This is a genomic window from Microbacterium sp. OR16, from assembly GCF_047306725.1.
Lineage (GTDB): Bacteria > Actinomycetota > Actinomycetes > Actinomycetales > Microbacteriaceae > Microbacterium.
On the sequence record NZ_JAZEXK010000001.1, the window covers coordinates 235,952 to 252,010 of the forward strand.

The window sequence follows — 16,059 nt, forward strand, 5'->3', positions numbered from 1 at the left end:
CCGGCATCCGAGCCCGATTCGCCCTGTCTCCGAAGCCGTGTTAGGCTTTAAGACGTGCCGCGGGGTGGAGCAGTTCGGTAGCTCGCCGGGCTCATAACCCGGAGGTCGCAGGTTCAAATCCTGTCCCCGCAACAAGAAGAAGGCCCGGTCCGCAAGGACCGGGCCTTCTGCATGTGCGCCCTTGTCCCCGTGCGGCGGACAGGCTAGCCGCCGAAGACGGGGACATGCGTCTCAGTCCCGCCATGAGCATGCGGACGACGGGGTCCGCCGGAGCGACATAGAGGGTGCGCAGCTGGGCATCCGGATCGCCACGGCGGCGGTGCCGAACCTCTTCGCCCCGGTCGGCGCCGTCGCCCTGCTCTTCCTGCCGTACACGCGCCGCGCGAGGCCGAGCTTAGCGCGTTCCCGCGCGAGCGTCGCGGGGCCCGCACGGCGTGCACCGCACCCGAAGCCAGAGTGCTCGCGCCGCGCAAGTGAGAGAGGATGGCAGCATGACCGCAGCCGCTCCTCTCGTCGCCGTCTGCCAGTTCGCTCCGGATGCCGCATCCGAGCGCAACCGGGAGCGGATCGGCGAGCTCGTCGCCGCGGCCGCGGAGCGTGGTGCGGATGTGGTCGTGCTTCCGGAGTACTCGAACTACTTCACGCCGGAGATGGACGGCGCCCTCGCACGCAACGCCGAGGGCCTCGACGGTGCGTTCGTCGCGGCGCTGCGCGCGCTGGCCGCCGAGCACAGCCTCATCGTCGTCGCCGGGATGGTCGAGACCGCTGAGAGGGGGCGGGTGCACAACACCGTCGTCGCCGTGTCGGATGCCGGGGTGCAGGCGATCTATCGCAAGCAGCACCTCTACGACGCGTTCGGCCAGCGGGAGTCGGACTGGATCGAGCCGGGCGCGCTCGGCGAGGCGGCGGTCTTCGACGCGCTCGGCCTGCGGTTCGGGCTGATGACCTGCTACGACCTGCGCTTCCCGGAGGTGGCGAGAATGCTGGTGGACGCCGGGGCTGACGCCCTGATCGTCCCGGCGGAATGGGTGCGCGGACCCCTGAAGGAGCACCACTGGAACACGCTGCTCACCGCGCGCGCCATCGAGAACACGACCTATGTGATCGCGTCCGACCATCCGGCCCCCGTCGGCGTCGGCTTCTCGCAGATCATCGACCCGCAGGGCGTGGTCGTCGCGGGCGTCAGCGCGGGGGAGGGCGTGGCCGTGGCATCCCTCGACCCCGACCTGGTCGCCCGCACGCGTGAGACGAACCCATCGCTGCGGCTGCGCCGCTACCGCGTCGTACCTCGCTGAGCCCCCTCGCCCGTCGCGGCCCCCGCGGGGGCCTGCGCCGCAACCGGTTACGAATCGCGGCCCGCTCCGCGGCCGGTTACGAATCGGGGGCCGACACCTCCACCGGTTACGAATCGGGGGCCGACACTCCAGATGTCGGACCGATCCGCGTGAAGCGTCCGACATCTGGCGTGTCGGCCCCCGGAGCGTATCGCCCCGGAACGTATCGCCCCCGGAACGTATCGCCCTCGGAACGTGTCGGCCCCCGGAACGTATCGCCCCCGGAACGTGTCGGCCCCCGGAACGTATTGTCCCCGGAACGTGTCGGCCCCCGGAACGTGTCGGCCCCCGGAACGTATTGTCCCCGGAACGTGTCGGCCCCCGGAACGTGTCGGTCCCCGGAACGCCGCGAACCTACGCCGTCCCGTGCCGCGTGCCGGCGGCGCTGCGCCCCGTGCCCGCCCCGCCGCCCCGCCGCCCCGCCGCACCCGCGACGCCCGCGCCCACCACCCGGCCAACGTGCCCGCGCCGCCGACCACCGTGCCCCGGGCGCGTCAGCGCAGGCCGGAGAGGCGGCGGCCGGCCTCCTCGATCACGTCGACGCGCTTGCAGGCGGCGAAGCGCACCAGGCCGGCGTACCGCCCCTGGTTCTCGGGTGTGACGAACGCGCTGATCGGGATCGCCGCGACACCCGCCCGCTCCGGCAGCGCGCGGCAGAACGCTGCGGCGTCGGCACCGCCGAGCGCCGTGGCGTCCGCGACGGTGAAGTATCCGCCCTGCGGGGTGAACACCTCGAATCCCGCGGTGCGCAGCGCGGCGCCGAGCAGCTCGTGCTTGCGCAGCATGGTGGCCGCGGCGTCGTCGAAGTAGGAGTCGGGCAGACGCAGACCGACCGCGATCGCGGGCTGGAAGGCCGATCCGTTCACGTAGGTGAGGAACTGCTTGACGGTCAGCACCGCCGTGATCAGGGCGGCCGGTCCGTGCACCCAGCCGATCTTCCACCCCGTGGTCGAGAACGTCTTCCCGGCCGAGGAGATAGTGAGAGTGCGCTCGGCGGCGCCGGGCAGCGTGGCGATCGGCACGTGCGGCGCGTGGAAGGACAGGTGCTCATACACCTCGTCGGTCACGATCACCGCGTCGTGCTGCGCGGCCACCCGCACGATCTCCGCCTGCACCTCGGGTGCGAACACGGCGCCTGTGGGATTGTGCGGGTCGTTGACGAGGATCACGCGGGTGCGGTCGTTCACCGCGGCGGCGAGTTCGTCGAGATCCGGCTGGAAGTCGGGTCGCCGCAGCGGCACGGTGCGCAGCCGGGCACCCGCGAGCGCGACGGCCGCGGCATACGAGTCGTAGTACGGCTCGAAGACGACGACCTCGTCGTCGGGGCCGTCGATGAGTGCGAGCAGGGTGGCGGTCAGCGCCTCAGTCGCCCCCGCCGTCACCAGGATCTCCGTGCCCGGATCGACCTCGAGTCCATAGAAGCGGTGCTGGTGCTCGCTGATCGCCGCGAGCAGATCGGGGATGCCCCGGCCGGGCGGATACTGGTTCGCGCCGTGCGCGATGGCATCCCTCGCCGCCTCCAGCACCGCGGCCGGACCGTCCTCGTCCGGGAAGCCCTGCCCGAGATTCACCGCCCTGGTTCGCGCCGCGGCGGCCGACATCTCGGCGAAGATGGTGGGGGCGACCCGGCCGTCCGCGGAGAGCAGACCCGCCCCTGCGGCGGTACGGCGCCAGGCTCCTGGTATGACATCCATGCAGAACAGGCTAAGACCATAGGCGAATGTCATCGGCGGCATACGAAACGCACAGACTCGGTTGTCACTCTGATAGGGCATTGAGAAGGAGCAGAAGATGAACGACAACAGCACCCCCGACCAGCCCTCGAACCCCGAGGCCTCGGCTCAGACCCCGCCGTCGTCGGCGCCCGGGCAGCACGCGCCCTCGCACTTCGGCTCCGACCAGGCGCGGTGGCAGGCCCCCGCGGCACCTCAGCCGGGCGCGTCATACGGCACCCCGCCGCAGCCCGGCGGAAGCTTCGGTCACGCGGCCGAGTCCCAGCCCGGCGCCCCCCAGCCCGGCGCCCCCCAGCCCGGCGCCCCCCAGCCCGGCGCCCCCCAGCCCGGCGGCGCTCAGCCCGGCGCCCACCCCGGCGCCCACCCCCTCGGTGCGCCGTACGGCGCCCCCCAGCACGGGATGCCCCAGCCGCAGCATCCGACGGGATCGCCCTCGTCCGAGCAGCCCACCCTCAGCCTCGACCCGACGCTGGTCGCCGCCCCGACCGGATCGACGCCGCAGGCCGGGACCGCCGCGCAGGGCCCGAACAGCACCGAGAAGCGGAGCGGCGGACCGGTCAAGGTCGCGGGTCTCATCCTCGCCGCGGCGCTCGTCGGCGGTGTGGCCGGATTCGGCGGCAGCGCCATCGGCACGGCCGTGTTCGACCGACCGGCATCCCAGTCGGCCACCGGTCCGCAGAGCGTCACGGTCAACAACCCGGGCTCGGTCAACGAGACCACTGCCATCGCCAGCGAGGTGCTGCCGTCGGTGGTCACCATCGAGGTCGCGGGCTCGAGCGAGTCGGGCAGCGGCTCCGGTGTCATCCTCGACAAGGAGGGGCACGTCCTGACCAACACGCACGTGGTCACCCTCGGCGGCGCCGTCGCCGACCCGGCCATCCGCGTGACCACGTCCGACGGCCGGATCTTCCAGGCGAGCGTCGTGGGCACCGACCCGGTGTACGACCTCGCCGTGATCAAGCTCGAGGGAGCGAAGGATCTCACCCCGATCGAGATGGCCGATTCGAGCAAGCTCAACGTCGGCGACACCGCCGTCGCGGTGGGCGCACCGCTCGGCCTGTCGAACTCCGTCACCACGGGAATCGTCAGCGCGCTGAACCGCAGCATCGAGGTCGCCTCGTCTGCGCTTCCCGACAGCTCGGCGCAGCCCGACAGCGAAGGCGACCAGGGCGGCAGCGGCAATCCTTTCCAGTTCGACATCCCCGGCATGGGCCAGCAGCAGGCGAAGCAGTCGATCTCGATCGCCGTCATCCAGACCGACGCGGCCATCAACCCCGGAAACTCCGGTGGCGCACTCGTCGACAGCAAGGGAAGCCTGATCGGCATCAACGTCGCGATCGCGACCGCCGGCGGCTCGTCGTCGAGCGAGGCAGGGTCGATCGGCCTCGGCTTCGCAATCCCGTCGAAGATCGCCCAGCGCGTCGCCGACGAGATCATCGCCGACGGTGCTGCGACCCACGGCCTGCTCGGCGCCACCGTGCGCGACGCGTCGAGCGTGAAGGGCGCGTCGGTCGCGGGCGCCGCGATCGACACACCGACCCCCGGCGGCGCGGCCGACGAAGCGGGCCTGAAGTCCGGAGACATCGTCACCCAGTTCAACGGCGTGCCGATCACCGGCGCCAGCGACCTCACCGCGCAGGTTCGCGCGGCGGCGGCCGGCAGCGAGGCCACGCTGAGCTACGTCCGCTCCGGCAAGACCTACGAGGCGAAGGTGACGCTGGGAGAGCTCAAGCTCTGAGCCCTGCCGGCCGACTCCCCGAGAAGGACGCCACCCCGCGATAGGCTCGCGAGGTGGCGTCCTTCTCATTCGGCTCCGGCAACGCGGCGAAGCTGCTCCGGATGCCGCTGTATGCCGCAGGACGCATCGCGGCGCTGCTGATCCCGCGCGGCGACCGCTGGGTCTTCGGCTGCGGGGCCGGCGTCGGCGACGGCGCCCTCGCGCTGTACCGCGTGGCGGCCGACGCCGGACATCGCGTGCTGTGGCTCGCGCGCTCGCCGCGGGATGCCGACGACGCCAGGGCCCTGGGCATCCGCACCGTCCCGCGCGACAGCGTCCGCGGCTGGTGGGCGACGACCCGCGCGGGTGTGCTCGTCGTCACGCACGGGCTGGGGGATGTGAACAGATACGGCAGCAGTGACGCGTTCGTCGTGCAGCTCTGGCACGGCATCCCGCTCAAGCGCATCGGACTGGATTCGCCGATCACCGCAGAGGTGCCGGCGGGGATCCCAGGGGCCGGGCTGCTGCGTCGGCTGCTGACGGCCATGTACCGCGGCGCCGCCCAGCGCATCCAGGTGCTGCCGGCCGCCTCGCACCGCTCGCGCGGCCGGCTCGAGTCGGCTTTCGGTCTCGGCGACGACCGGGTGGTCATCACGGGCGAGCCCCGCGTCGACGTGCTCTCGCAGGGCTCCGCCGCGCAGCGCCGCGCGACCGCGACGCAGCTGCTCACCCGCACCGGCCCGGTGCTCACCTCTCAGCGGGTGCTGCTGTACGCCCCCACCTGGCGCGACGGCGCCCCCGATCCGGCGGTGCCCTCAGCCGCACAGTGGGTCGACATCGTGCGGCTGCTCGAGAAGCACGACGCCATCCTGTTCATCCGATCGCATCCGCTCGGCGCCGGCGCGTACGCGCCGCCGTGGTCGAGCGGCCGGGTGCGGATGCTGAACTCCGACCTGCTCGCCGATGTCACCCCGGCGCTGCCCCGCGTCGACGTGCTCATCACCGATTACTCCTCGATGGCGTACGACGTGGGCCTGCTGGCCATGCCGGTCGTGTACCTGGCACCGGATGCCGAGCAGTACGCCCGCGAGCGCGGCTTCTACGGACCGTATTCCGATGTCGCGGGTGACGATCACGCGACCGACTGGGCGGGAGCGCTCGAGCAGCTCGACGCCGTGCTCGCCGACGACGCGGTCAGGGCCGAGCGCTCGGCGCGCTCAACCGAACTCAGCGCGCACATGCACGCGCATCGCGACGGGCAGAACGCCCGCCGCGTGTACCAGGCCATCCGCGCGCGCGGCATCCCCGCGCCGAAGGGAGCACGATGACCACGGCTCGCATCGATGAGCAGACTCAGACGCTGATCGTCTCGGGCACAGGCGCCCGTCCGGCATCCGCCGCCCTCGTCGGGCCGCGCGCCCGCGTCAGCGCGCGCCTCACCGGCGGCGGGAAGACGTGGAAGGCGACGCTGCCGCTGCAGACCTCGCGCTGGGGAGGAGCAGCGCTGCCGCTGCCCGCGGGCGCATACGAGCTGACGGTGGAGGGCGTCGAGCTCGGCGACGTCGAGATCGAGCCGACGCTGCTGGCAGGTCTGCGCATCGAGGCGCGCGGCGCGGATGTCGTCATCGCCCCGCCCATCGCGCCCATCTACGAGACGCCGGAGGGGCAGCGCACGCTCGAGCAGCGATACGCCTCGCAGATCGGCGCCGGTGAGAACGCGGTCTTCTTCGAGAGCTTCTACGGCCAGACCGCCGGATGCAATCCGCGGGCGATCGACCGCGTGCTCGCCGAGCGTGCCCCGTCGGTGACCAGGTACTGGAGCGTCACCGACCTGTCGGTGGAGGTGCCAGAGGGCGCGGTGCCGGTCGTCGAGGGCGGACCGGACTGGTGGCGGGCACGTGCGGAATCGCGGATGCTCATCGTCAACGACTGGCTCAGACGTCGCTTCGTGCGCAAACCCGGCCAGATCGTGCTGCAGACCTGGCACGGCACACCGCTGAAGCGGCTCGCCCTGCACCGGCCCGGATTCGACCCGCGCCGGATGGCGGCGGTCTTCAAGGAGTCCCGTCGGTGGGATGTGCTGCTCGCGCAGAACCCGTACGCCGCCCGCATCCTGAAGAAGGCGTACGCGTTCTTCGGCAAGCCGATCTGGGTCGAGGGCTACCCCCGCAACGACGTGCTCGTGAACGGCGATCCGGCTCCCGTCCGCGAGGCTCTGGGCATCCGCGCCGACGAGCGGGTCATCCTCTACGCGCCCACCTGGCGCGACGACCGCTCCGAGATGGTCGACTTCGTCGACCCGCAGCTGCTGGCCGAGCAGACCGACTCGGTCGTGCTGGTGCGCGGTCACTCGCGCACCATCCGGCCGGGGCGCGATCATGCCGGGGCCAGGGTCATCGACGTAACCGGGTACCCCGAGACCGCTCGGCTGCTGCTCGTCGCCGATGTGCTCGTCACCGACTACTCCTCGGTGATGTTCGACTTCAGCGTCACGGGACGGCCCATGTTCTTCCTCGTGCCCGATCTCGAGCACTACCGCGGAGAGCTGCGCGGGTTCTACTTCGACCTCGCCGAGCGCGCGCCGGGGCCGCTCGTGCACAGCCAGGAGGAACTGGTGCGAGCGCTCGACGAGCCGGAGGTGCCAGAGGCCTACCGCGAGCGGTACGCCGCGTGGCGCGCGCAGTTCAACCGGCGCGATGACGGGCAGGCCGCGGATCGCGTCGTCTCGCGCATCCTCGATCAGGGATGGCTGACCGCCTGAGCACCAGCCTGTCTGGGCTCCTGCGCCTGTCGAAGGGCCGACCCATCGACGACTCAGGGCAGCGGCGTATTGCGCGACCCGAGTCGCGACGCATCCACCGTGTCGCCGGCACCGCGCAGCGCGCCACCGATGAAGCCGAGCCCCCATGACAGGTGCATGGTCGGCAGCACGGCCATCGTCCACAGACGCTGCCGCACCGGGCCCGGGCTCACCACGCCCACTCCGATGACCAGCAGAGCGTAGGCGATGAGGGGCAGATAGATCACCGAGGCGATCAGGGCGGCGATGCCGCGCAGCACGCCGACGAGCTGCAGGATGCCGACCAGCGGAGCGACCGCCGTAACCACCACCAGGGCGGGCGGCGCGAAGAAGCGCAGCCCGTTGCGACGGCCGAACCGGCGCACCAGCTCGCCCCGCCACGCACCCGTGGCACGGAACTGCCGCGCCAGACGCGACCAGCTCTCGCGCGGCCAGTACGTGACCGAGAGCGCCGGGTCGAACCACACGAGGTGACCGGCCTGCCGGATTCGCAGATTCAGCTCCCAGTCCTCGCCGCGTCGGATGGTCTCGTCGAACAGACCCACCTGCTCGACGACGTCGCGGCGCATCACGCCGAGATACGCCGACTCGGCTTCGCCCTCGTGCTCGCTGCCGTGGTAGGCGCCGCCGCCGAGCCCCACGGGCGAGTTGTACAGTCGCGCCACGGCGCGCTGAAACGGGGTGCGGCCGTCGGCGCGCATGATCCCGCCGACGTTCGCCGCTCCCGTGCGCCGCAGCGTCTCGAGCGCGCGGCGGGCGTACCCGGGGGAGAGCTCGGAGTGCGCGTCGACGCGGATGATCGTGGGGTGCCGGCTGGCCCGGATCGCGGCGTTCAGTCCCACTGGGATGTGCGCGGCGGGGTTGTCGACCAGGATGATGCGAGGGTCCTCAGCCGCGAGGCGTCCGGCCAGCTCGGTGGTGCCGTCGCTGGACGGACCCAGCGCGAGCACGAGTTCGACGGGGCCGTCGATGTCCTGCTCCAGCACCGAGCGCACGGCGTGCTCGAGGTAGTCGCGCTCGTTCAGAACCGGCATCACGAACGAGACGCCGGCGGAGGTGGAGCTGTCGTCATCCTGCACGTGTCGATCATGTCATGCGCCCTCAGCCCGCCGGCACGGGCGATTCGGAGGTTGCCTCGATACCGTCCGGGGATGGACGTTCTGCGAGACGCGAGGAAGGCCGTAGGGCTGATGCGGCGCGCAATGCGGCTGAGGGAGGCGCGGCGCAGCGTGCGGGAGATGCTCGCCGTCAGGCCGGCCCTGCCCGCCGGGCGGTTCCACATCGCGGTGTACTTCGCCGACACCGAGGTGAACATGTACCAGATCCGGCAGTGGTACCGCCCGCTGCAGCGCCTCGCCGACCGGCACCCCGTCGTCGTGCTCTCGCGCTCGCCGCGCGGGGCGCAGGCGCTGCTGCGCGACGACGCCCTGCCTGTGGCGTTCGTGCCGGAGGTCACGGAGCTCGAGGCGTTCCTCGCCGAGCAGGACATCTGCATCGTGCTGTACGTGAATCAGAACACCCGCAACTTCCAGATGTTCCGGTACGGCCGGCGCATGCACGTGTTCATCAACCACGGCGAGTCCGACAAGGTCTACATGAGCAGCAATCAGTACAAGGCCTACGATCACGCCTTCATCGCCGGGCAGGCGGCGCGCGAGCGGCTGGCCGATGCGCTGTGGGAGTACGACGTCGACGAGCGCACGAGCATGATCGGCCGGCCGCAGGCCGATCACTTCGCCGGTGACGTGCCGTTCACGCCCGATGAGCGCACGGTCGTGCTCTATGCGCCGACCTGGGAGGGGGATCGAGCATCGATGGCGTACGGGTCGGTGCGCACGCACGGCGTCGCGCTCGTCGACGCCCTGCTCGCCACCGGGCGGCATCGGGTCGTCTACCGTCCTCACCCGCGCACCGGGGTGATGGATGCCGAGTACCGCGCCGCGAACGAGCGGATCATCGCGATGCTGTCCGAGGCGAACGCCGCCGATCCCGCCGCGCACCACGTGCACGACGACGGTCCCGACATCGGCTGGCAGCTGACCGCGGCGGACGTCGCGGTGCTCGACGTCTCGGCGATGGTCTACGACCGGCTCGCCACCGGGCGTCCGCTGCTCGTGACCCGCCCGGCGAGCGAGGAGGCTGAGATCGACGAGAGCGGCTATCTCTCGGCCTGCGAGTGGCTCACCGCCACCGCCGCCCGCGGCGATGCGGTGGCCGAGATCGATCGCGTGCGCGTGGACTCGGCGGCCATCGAGCGTCTGGGCCGGTGGGCGACGCGCTATTTCGGCGACACCTCGCCGGGTGCGGCGACCGCGCGCTTCGAGGCCGCGATCGAGCGGCTCTGGGAGGCCGCCGCCGGGCATCCCGACGCCTGAGGGCGATCACGACCGCCCGGTATCCTGGAGGGATGGGTGTGGTCTCAGACGGGAAGAAGGCGTATCGACTGCTGAAGAAGGCGCTCGTCTCGCGCGCGGCCGTGCAGCGGGTGCGACGCCGCCTCGCCGCGCAGGGCCCGCACCCGCAGGGGCACTACCGCATCGCGGTGTACTTCGCCGACGGCGCCGTCAACATGTATCAGATGCGCCAGTGGTACCGGCCGCTCGCCGAGCTGGCGAAGCGGTGGCCCGTCGTCGTGCTCTCCCGCAGCGCCACCGGCGCGGAGCGGCTGATCGAGGAGGACGCCCCTCCGGTCGCCTTCGTGCCGACCGTACGTGATCTCGAGCGGTTCATCGCCGAGCAGGACATCCGCATCGTGCTCTACGTCAACCAGAACACCCGCAACTTCCAGATGTTCCGCTACGGTCGCCGCTGGCACGTGTTCATCAACCACGGCGAGTCCGACAAGATGTACATGACCACCAATCAGTACAAGGCGTACGACTACGCGCTGATCGCGGGTCAGGCCGCTCGCGATCGGCTCAGTCGCACGCTGTGGGACTACGACCTCGACACGCGCACGATCGAGATCGGCCGGCCCCAGGCCGACCACTACTCGGGCACTCTGCCGTACACCCCCGATGAGCGCATGGTCGTGCTCTACGCCCCGACCTGGGAGGGCGATCGTCCGTCGGCGCATTACGGCTCGATCGCATCGCACGGCGAGACCCTGGTCACCGGGCTGCTCGCCACCGGGCGCCACCGGGTGATCTACCGTCCGCATCCGCGCAGCGGCGTCGTGAACGACGAGTACGACGCGGCGCACCGCCGCATCCTCACCGCGATCGACCAGGCCAACGCCGCCGACCCCCGCGCGCAGCACGTCTACGACGACGGCCCCGAGCTCGGCTGGCAGCTGGCCGCGGCCGACGTCGCCGTCGTCGACATATCCGCGATGGTCTATGACCGGCTCGCCGCCGGCAAGCCGCTGCTGATCACGCGTCCGTCCGACGAGCGGGCATCCATCGACACGACCGGATACCTGTCGGCCTGCGAGTGGCTCACCGTCGATGGCGCTGCGCGCATCGTGGCGGAGGTCGAGCGGGTCGCCGCCGACGGCGAGGCGGTCGCGCGGCTGCGCACCTGGGTGCAGCACTACTTCGGCGACACCGCCCCCGGAGCTGCCACCGCGAAGTTCCACGGCGCGATCGAGCAGCTCATGCAGAAGTGGGACGAGTGGCATGCCAGGGATGCCGGAGCCCGGGCATCCGACCAGGACGGCGGCGACGGAGCCGACGAGGACGACGACTGATGCGGCTTGCGCACAGCCGAGCCGTCGCCGACCCGCTCATCGTGCTCGACTCGTGCGGCTCGACCAACGCCGAGCTGCGCGCGCGGCTCGCCGGCGAGCGGCTCGGACATCTCGCGGCGCTCGTGACCGACTCGCAGACCGCCGGCCGGGGCCGGCTGGATCGCACGTGGACCACACCTGCGGGCTCCGCGCTCGCCGTCTCGGTGCTGCTGCGCGATCTGCCCGCCGACGTCGACGCGTGGGGCTGGCTTCCGCTCGCTGCGGGAGTCGCGATGACGGATGCCGTGGCCGCGCAGCTGTCCGCGCACGATGTGGGGTTCAAGTGGCCCAACGACGTGCTCGTCGGCGGCCGCAAGATCTGCGGCATACTCGCCGAGGTCACGCCGGACGGCGTGATCATGGGCAGCGGGGTGAACACCGCGATGACGGTCGATGAGCTGCCGGTGCCCACGGCCACGTCGTTCGCGGCGCTGGGCGCGTCTGCCGACATCGATCGCCTGCTTTCGGACTACCTCACCGGCCTTCGCGACTTGGTCGCCGAGCTGACCCGCGTCGGGCCTGTCGCGTCCGGGCTGCACGCCGCGGCCGAGAGGCGCTGTCTCAGCCTCGGCCGCGACGTCGAGGTGACGATGCCGCACGGCGAGACGCTGCACGGCCGCGCCGTGCGTCTGCACGACGACGGATGCCTGGTGGTCGAAGCCGACGGCGCCGAGCGCGCCGTGGCATCCGGTGATGTCGTGCACGCCCGGCTCGCCTGAGCCGACGCGCCCGGCGGGCCTTCCGCGCCCCGCAGCCGCCGCAGGCACAATGGAGGGGTGACCCAGCCCGTGACCCTCGGCGGCCGGCCGAACATGCCGCCGCCGGGCGCGCCCGCCGAAGAGCTGCTCGTCGCGCGTCTGCGCAGCCATGCCCGCCGGCTCTTCTGGTCGGCGGCGCTGCTGATCGCCACCGCCGGTGCCACCGCCTACTTCTACGACAACCTGCCCGATCCGTACGAGAACTGGATGCTGCTCGCCGCGGCGGGCATCGTCGTGCTGCTGCTCGTGGTGATGCCGTTCCTGTTCTGGATCTCGCGCACCTTCACGATCACCACCCGGCGGGTCATCGTCCGCGACGGGCTCGGCTCACGGCGCCGCCGGGAGCTGTCGCACATGCGGGGCTATTCGATCAGCATCCGTCGGGGGCCGCTGCAGCGGATGTGGGGAGCGGCGACGATCACGCTGAGCAACGGCTCCGACGAGCCGGTGCGGCTGGTGAACGTGCCCATGGCCAGCCTCGTGCACGAGGTGCTCGCCGATCAGGTCGAGGTCAATCAGATCCTCGCTCACCGCGACGCGCAGACCGCGAGCCGGGGGTACTGAGGGCCGATCGTCTTCCGCCCGCGACGGAGTGCGCGAGAATGGAGGCGACGAAAGGGGCGCTGCATGACCGTGCGCGTGGGTGTGATCGGCGGAGGACAGCTGGCTCGGATGATGATCGCTCCGGCGGTCGAGATCGGACTCGACATCCGGGTGCTCGCCGAGGACGAGGGGATGTCGGCGCAGCTGGCCGCGACCGCCGTCGGCGACTACCGCGACCTCGAGACGGTGCGCGCGTTCGCCCGCGACGTCGACGTCATCACCTTCGATCACGAGCACGTCCCGCAGGAGGTGCTGCGCGCGCTCGTCGCCGACGGAACGCAGGTGCACCCGGGGCCGCACGCTCTGCAGTTCGCGCAGGACAAACTCGTCATGCGCGCTCGTCTCGCCGAGCTCGACGTGCCTCAGCCCGACTGGGCGCCGGTGCACGACGCCGACGAGCTGCAGCGGTTCATCGACGAGCACGGCGGGGGAGCGGTCGTGAAGACGCCCCGCGGCGGCTACGACGGGAAGGGCGTGCGCGTCGTGCGCTCGGGCTCCGAGGCAGACGACTGGTTCGCCTCCGCCGACGGCGAGGCCCTGCTCGCAGAGGAGCTGGTCGCGTTCCGCCGCGAGCTCGCCCAGCAGATCGCCCGCCGCCCCGGCGGCGTGATGGCAGCGTACCCGGTCGTCGAGACCGTGCAGCGCGACGGCGTGTGCGCCGAGGTCATCGCGCCCGCGCCGGGCACCACCGAGCGCGTCGTCGATCTCGCCGAGCAGATCGGGCGCCGGATCGCCGAGGGGATCGGCGTGACGGGCATGCTCGCCGTCGAGCTGTTCGAGACCGACGACGATCGCATCCTCGTGAACGAGCTCGCGATGCGTCCGCACAACAGCGGGCACTGGAGCCAGGACGGCGCGATCACGGGGCAGTTCGAGCAGCACCTGCGCGCGGTCGCCGACCTGCCGCTCGGCCGCACCGAGCCGCGCGAGCCGTGGACCGTGATGATCAACATCCTCGGCGGACCCGCCGAGGGCACGCTCGCCGACCGTTTCGCACCCGCGATGGAGGAGTACCCCGAGGCGAAGATCCACACCTACGGCAAGGCGCCCCGACCGGGCCGCAAGGTGGGGCATGTGAACGTCTCGGGCGACGACCTCGACGAGGTCGTCTACACCGCCCGCGCCGCTGCCGCCCTGTTCGTCTGAGCACGTGCGTGCCGCTGCGACGTTCTCCCAGCGGTGCACCGTAGCCTGTCATGGTGACTGAGCCACTGCACTCCTCGAGCACGCCCCTGGTCGGGGTCGTCATGGGATCCGACTCCGACTGGCGAGTGATGAGCGACGCCTCCCAGGCCCTCACCGACTTCGGCATCCCGCACGAGGTCGAGGTCGTCTCGGCGCACCGCACGCCCGACAAGCTGATGAGCTACGGGCGCGAGGCGCGCAGCCGCGGCATTCGGGCGATCATCGCCGGCGCCGGGGGAGCAGCGCACCTGCCCGGCATGCTCGCCTCGGTCACCGCCGTGCCCGTCGTCGGCGTCCCCGTGCCGCTCGCCTACCTCGACGGCATGGACTCGCTGCTGTCGATCGTGCAGATGCCCGCCGGCATCCCGGTGGCGACCGTGTCGATCGGCGGAGCCCGCAACGCCGGCATCCTCGCCGCCCGCATCCTCGGCACCTCCGACGCCGCGATCGCCGACCGCGTCGAGGCGTACGCGCGCGACCTCGAGCAGCAGGTCGAGCAGAAGAACCAGCGGCTGAAGGACTCGCTGTGACCTTGGCCGCTCCGCACGCCCCGGCGCGAGGCGGGCGGCCGCTCATCGAGACCCGTCCGCTGCGGCACCCCGACGTGTCGGACCGGGCGGTCATGAGCCGCCGGGGATGGTGGCTCGTGGCGCTGAACGTGCTCGTGCCGGGCTCGGCGCAGGTGCTCGCCGGCAACCGGCGTCTGGGGCGCTTCGGGCTCGGGGCCACCCTGCTGGGGTGGTTCCTGCTCATCGTCGGCGCGGGAATGGGATTGTTCGCGCAGGACGCGCTGGTGTGGTTCGTCACCGGGCCGCTGTCTTGGTTCCTGCTCACGCTCGTGCAGGTGCTGCTGATCGGATACGCGATCCTGTGGGTCGTGCTGACCATCGACACCCTGCGTCTGGTGCGTCTGGTGCGTGTGCCGGTCATCTCACGATGGACGATGGCGGTGGCATCCGTGCTGGTGCTCGCGCTCGCCGCTTCGTCTGCGATCTACGGGTCGACCGTGGCGGCATCCAGCCGCGGAGCGATCGGCAACATCTTCGGGCAGAGCGGTCCGAGCCTGCCGCCCAGCGACGGGTACTACAACATCCTGCTGCTCGGCGCCGACAGCGGTGACGGGCGCGATTCGATGCGGTTCGACAGCATCTCCGTCGTGTCGGTGAACGCCTCGACCGGCGCGGTGACGATCACGGGCATTCCCCGCGACATGAGGGAGTTCCCGTTCGCGGACGACAGCCCGATGCGCGATCCCGAGCTCGTCGGCTACGACTACCGCAACTACTTCGAGGGGCACGACGACCGCCAGTGCGGCTGGGGGGCCGGCATCAACCAGCTCACCAATGCGGTGGAGGAATGCCGGAAAGATCGCGGAGACTCGATCTACCCCGACGCCGCGGCCCGCGATTCGACGCCGGCGATCGAGGCGACGAAGGACGCCGCCGAGGGGATCCTCGGGATCGAGATCCCGTACTACGTCTTCGTCGACATGCACGCGTTCGCCGCGCTCATCGACGCGCTCGGCGGGGTGGACGTGACGGTCGTGGAGCGCCTGCCAGAGGGCGGTGGGCCGGCATACCCGGGGCAGCCGGCCGCGGAGTGGGCAACCGGATGGATCGAGCCGGGACCCCAGCACATGGACGGTGACACCGCGCAGTGGTATGCCCGGTCGCGGTACACGACGAGCGATTTCGATCGGATGAGGCGGCAGCGTGAGCTGCAGGTGGCGATCCTGCAGCAGTTCACCCCGCAGACCGTTCTGATGCGATTCAACGAGATCGCCGCGGCCGGCACAGAGCTCGTTCAGACCGATCTGCCCACGAGCAAGCTGCCCGAGTTCTTCGATCTCGTCAAGAAGGCCAAGGACCAGCCGGTCGCGCAGATCGAGCTGACGCCCGACAACGGCATCGAGGAGGCCGAGCCGGATTACACGCTGATCCGCGAGATGGTCGACGCCGCGCTGCACCCGCCGACTCCCACGCCGACCCCCAGCCCCTGAGGGTCTGGGCTCCTGCACCTCCTTGAGCCCTGTCCCGTCTTGGGCCCCTGCGCCTGTCGAAGGGGCCGCCACCGAGCCTGCCGAAGGGGCCGCCACCGAGCCTGCCTGGGCGCTGACCCGTCTTGGGTCCCTGAGCCGTCGAAATGCCTACCCCAGCGCTGGGCCCCCTGAGCCTGTCGAAGCGCTTATGCCGTATCGCCTCC

The 16,059-nt window shown here is 71.3% G+C and carries 13 protein-coding genes and 1 tRNA gene; 12 read left to right on the plus strand and 2 right to left on the minus strand.

Annotation, left to right across the window (positions count from 1 at the left end; genetic code table 11):
• Positions 1–58 precede the first annotated feature (58 nt).
• Positions 59–132 (plus strand) — tRNA-Met (locus V2S05_RS01140).
• Between the two features lie 359 nt (positions 133–491).
• On the plus strand, positions 492–1,295 hold the full coding sequence (locus V2S05_RS01145) for a carbon-nitrogen hydrolase family protein (protein WP_413633434.1): 804 nt from the start codon (positions 492–494) through the stop codon (positions 1,293–1,295).
• 533 nt (positions 1,296–1,828) lie between these two features.
• Here the strand turns inward: V2S05_RS01145 and V2S05_RS01150 are convergent.
• Entirely contained in the window at positions 1,829–3,028 is a 1,200-nt protein-coding gene (locus V2S05_RS01150; RefSeq protein WP_413633435.1) for an aminotransferase class I/II-fold pyridoxal phosphate-dependent enzyme, read from the minus strand.
• 97 nt (positions 3,029–3,125) lie between these two features.
• Between V2S05_RS01150 and V2S05_RS01155 the strand changes: the two genes are divergently transcribed.
• Genes V2S05_RS01155 through V2S05_RS01165 form a run of 3 tightly spaced genes read left to right on the plus strand, consistent with a single transcriptional unit; the run spans position 3,126 to position 7,545 of the window.
• A complete protein-coding gene (locus tag V2S05_RS01155) occupies positions 3,126–4,805 on the plus strand; it encodes a trypsin-like peptidase domain-containing protein (RefSeq protein ID WP_413633436.1) in 1,680 nt (559 codons plus the stop codon).
• Between the two features lie 53 nt (positions 4,806–4,858).
• Positions 4,859–6,112: a CDP-glycerol glycerophosphotransferase family protein gene (locus V2S05_RS01160; protein ID WP_413633438.1), complete on the plus strand. Its 1,254-nt coding sequence runs from the start codon at positions 4,859–4,861 to the stop codon at positions 6,110–6,112.
• The gene (locus V2S05_RS01165; RefSeq protein ID WP_413633439.1) at positions 6,109–7,545 is read left to right on the plus strand and encodes a CDP-glycerol glycerophosphotransferase family protein; all 1,437 of its coding nucleotides are present in this window, start codon (positions 6,109–6,111) and stop codon (positions 7,543–7,545) included. The genes V2S05_RS01160 and V2S05_RS01165 overlap by 4 nt, the downstream gene beginning before the upstream one ends.
• A gap of 53 nt (positions 7,546–7,598) precedes the next feature.
• Here the strand turns inward: V2S05_RS01165 and V2S05_RS01170 are convergent, their stop codons facing one another.
• Positions 7,599–8,618, minus strand: a complete 1,020-nt coding sequence (locus V2S05_RS01170) for a glycosyltransferase family 2 protein (RefSeq protein WP_413635194.1) — start codon at positions 8,616–8,618, stop codon at positions 7,599–7,601.
• A gap of 117 nt (positions 8,619–8,735) precedes the next feature.
• Here V2S05_RS01170 and V2S05_RS01175 point away from each other — a divergent pair, with 117 nt between their 5' ends.
• The 7 genes from V2S05_RS01175 (at position 8,736) to V2S05_RS01205 (ending at position 15,856) form a co-directional block, all read left to right on the plus strand.
• Positions 8,736–9,959, plus strand: a complete 1,224-nt coding sequence (locus tag V2S05_RS01175) for a hypothetical protein (RefSeq protein ID WP_413633440.1) — start codon at positions 8,736–8,738, stop codon at positions 9,957–9,959.
• Between the two features lie 32 nt (positions 9,960–9,991).
• Positions 9,992–11,272, plus strand: coding sequence for a CDP-glycerol glycerophosphotransferase family protein (locus tag V2S05_RS01180; RefSeq protein WP_413633442.1), 1,281 nt, complete (start codon positions 9,992–9,994; stop codon positions 11,270–11,272).
• A complete protein-coding gene (locus V2S05_RS01185; RefSeq protein WP_413633443.1) occupies positions 11,272–12,030 on the plus strand; it encodes a biotin--[acetyl-CoA-carboxylase] ligase in 759 nt (252 codons plus the stop codon). The genes V2S05_RS01180 and V2S05_RS01185 overlap by 1 nt, the downstream gene beginning before the upstream one ends.
• A 57-nt stretch (positions 12,031–12,087) precedes the next feature.
• The gene (locus V2S05_RS01190; RefSeq protein ID WP_413633445.1) at positions 12,088–12,633 is read left to right on the plus strand and encodes a PH domain-containing protein; all 546 of its coding nucleotides are present in this window, start codon (positions 12,088–12,090) and stop codon (positions 12,631–12,633) included.
• A gap of 63 nt (positions 12,634–12,696) precedes the next feature.
• The gene (locus V2S05_RS01195) at positions 12,697–13,818 is read left to right on the plus strand and encodes a 5-(carboxyamino)imidazole ribonucleotide synthase (protein WP_413633447.1); all 1,122 of its coding nucleotides are present in this window, start codon (positions 12,697–12,699) and stop codon (positions 13,816–13,818) included.
• 101 nt (positions 13,819–13,919) lie between these two features.
• Positions 13,920–14,387, plus strand: a complete 468-nt coding sequence (gene purE, locus V2S05_RS01200; protein WP_413635195.1) for a 5-(carboxyamino)imidazole ribonucleotide mutase — start codon at positions 13,920–13,922, stop codon at positions 14,385–14,387.
• On the plus strand, positions 14,384–15,856 hold the full coding sequence (locus tag V2S05_RS01205) for an LCP family protein (RefSeq protein WP_413633448.1): 1,473 nt from the start codon (positions 14,384–14,386) through the stop codon (positions 15,854–15,856). The genes purE and V2S05_RS01205 overlap by 4 nt, the downstream gene beginning before the upstream one ends.
• Positions 15,857–16,059: the final 203 nt, after the last annotated feature.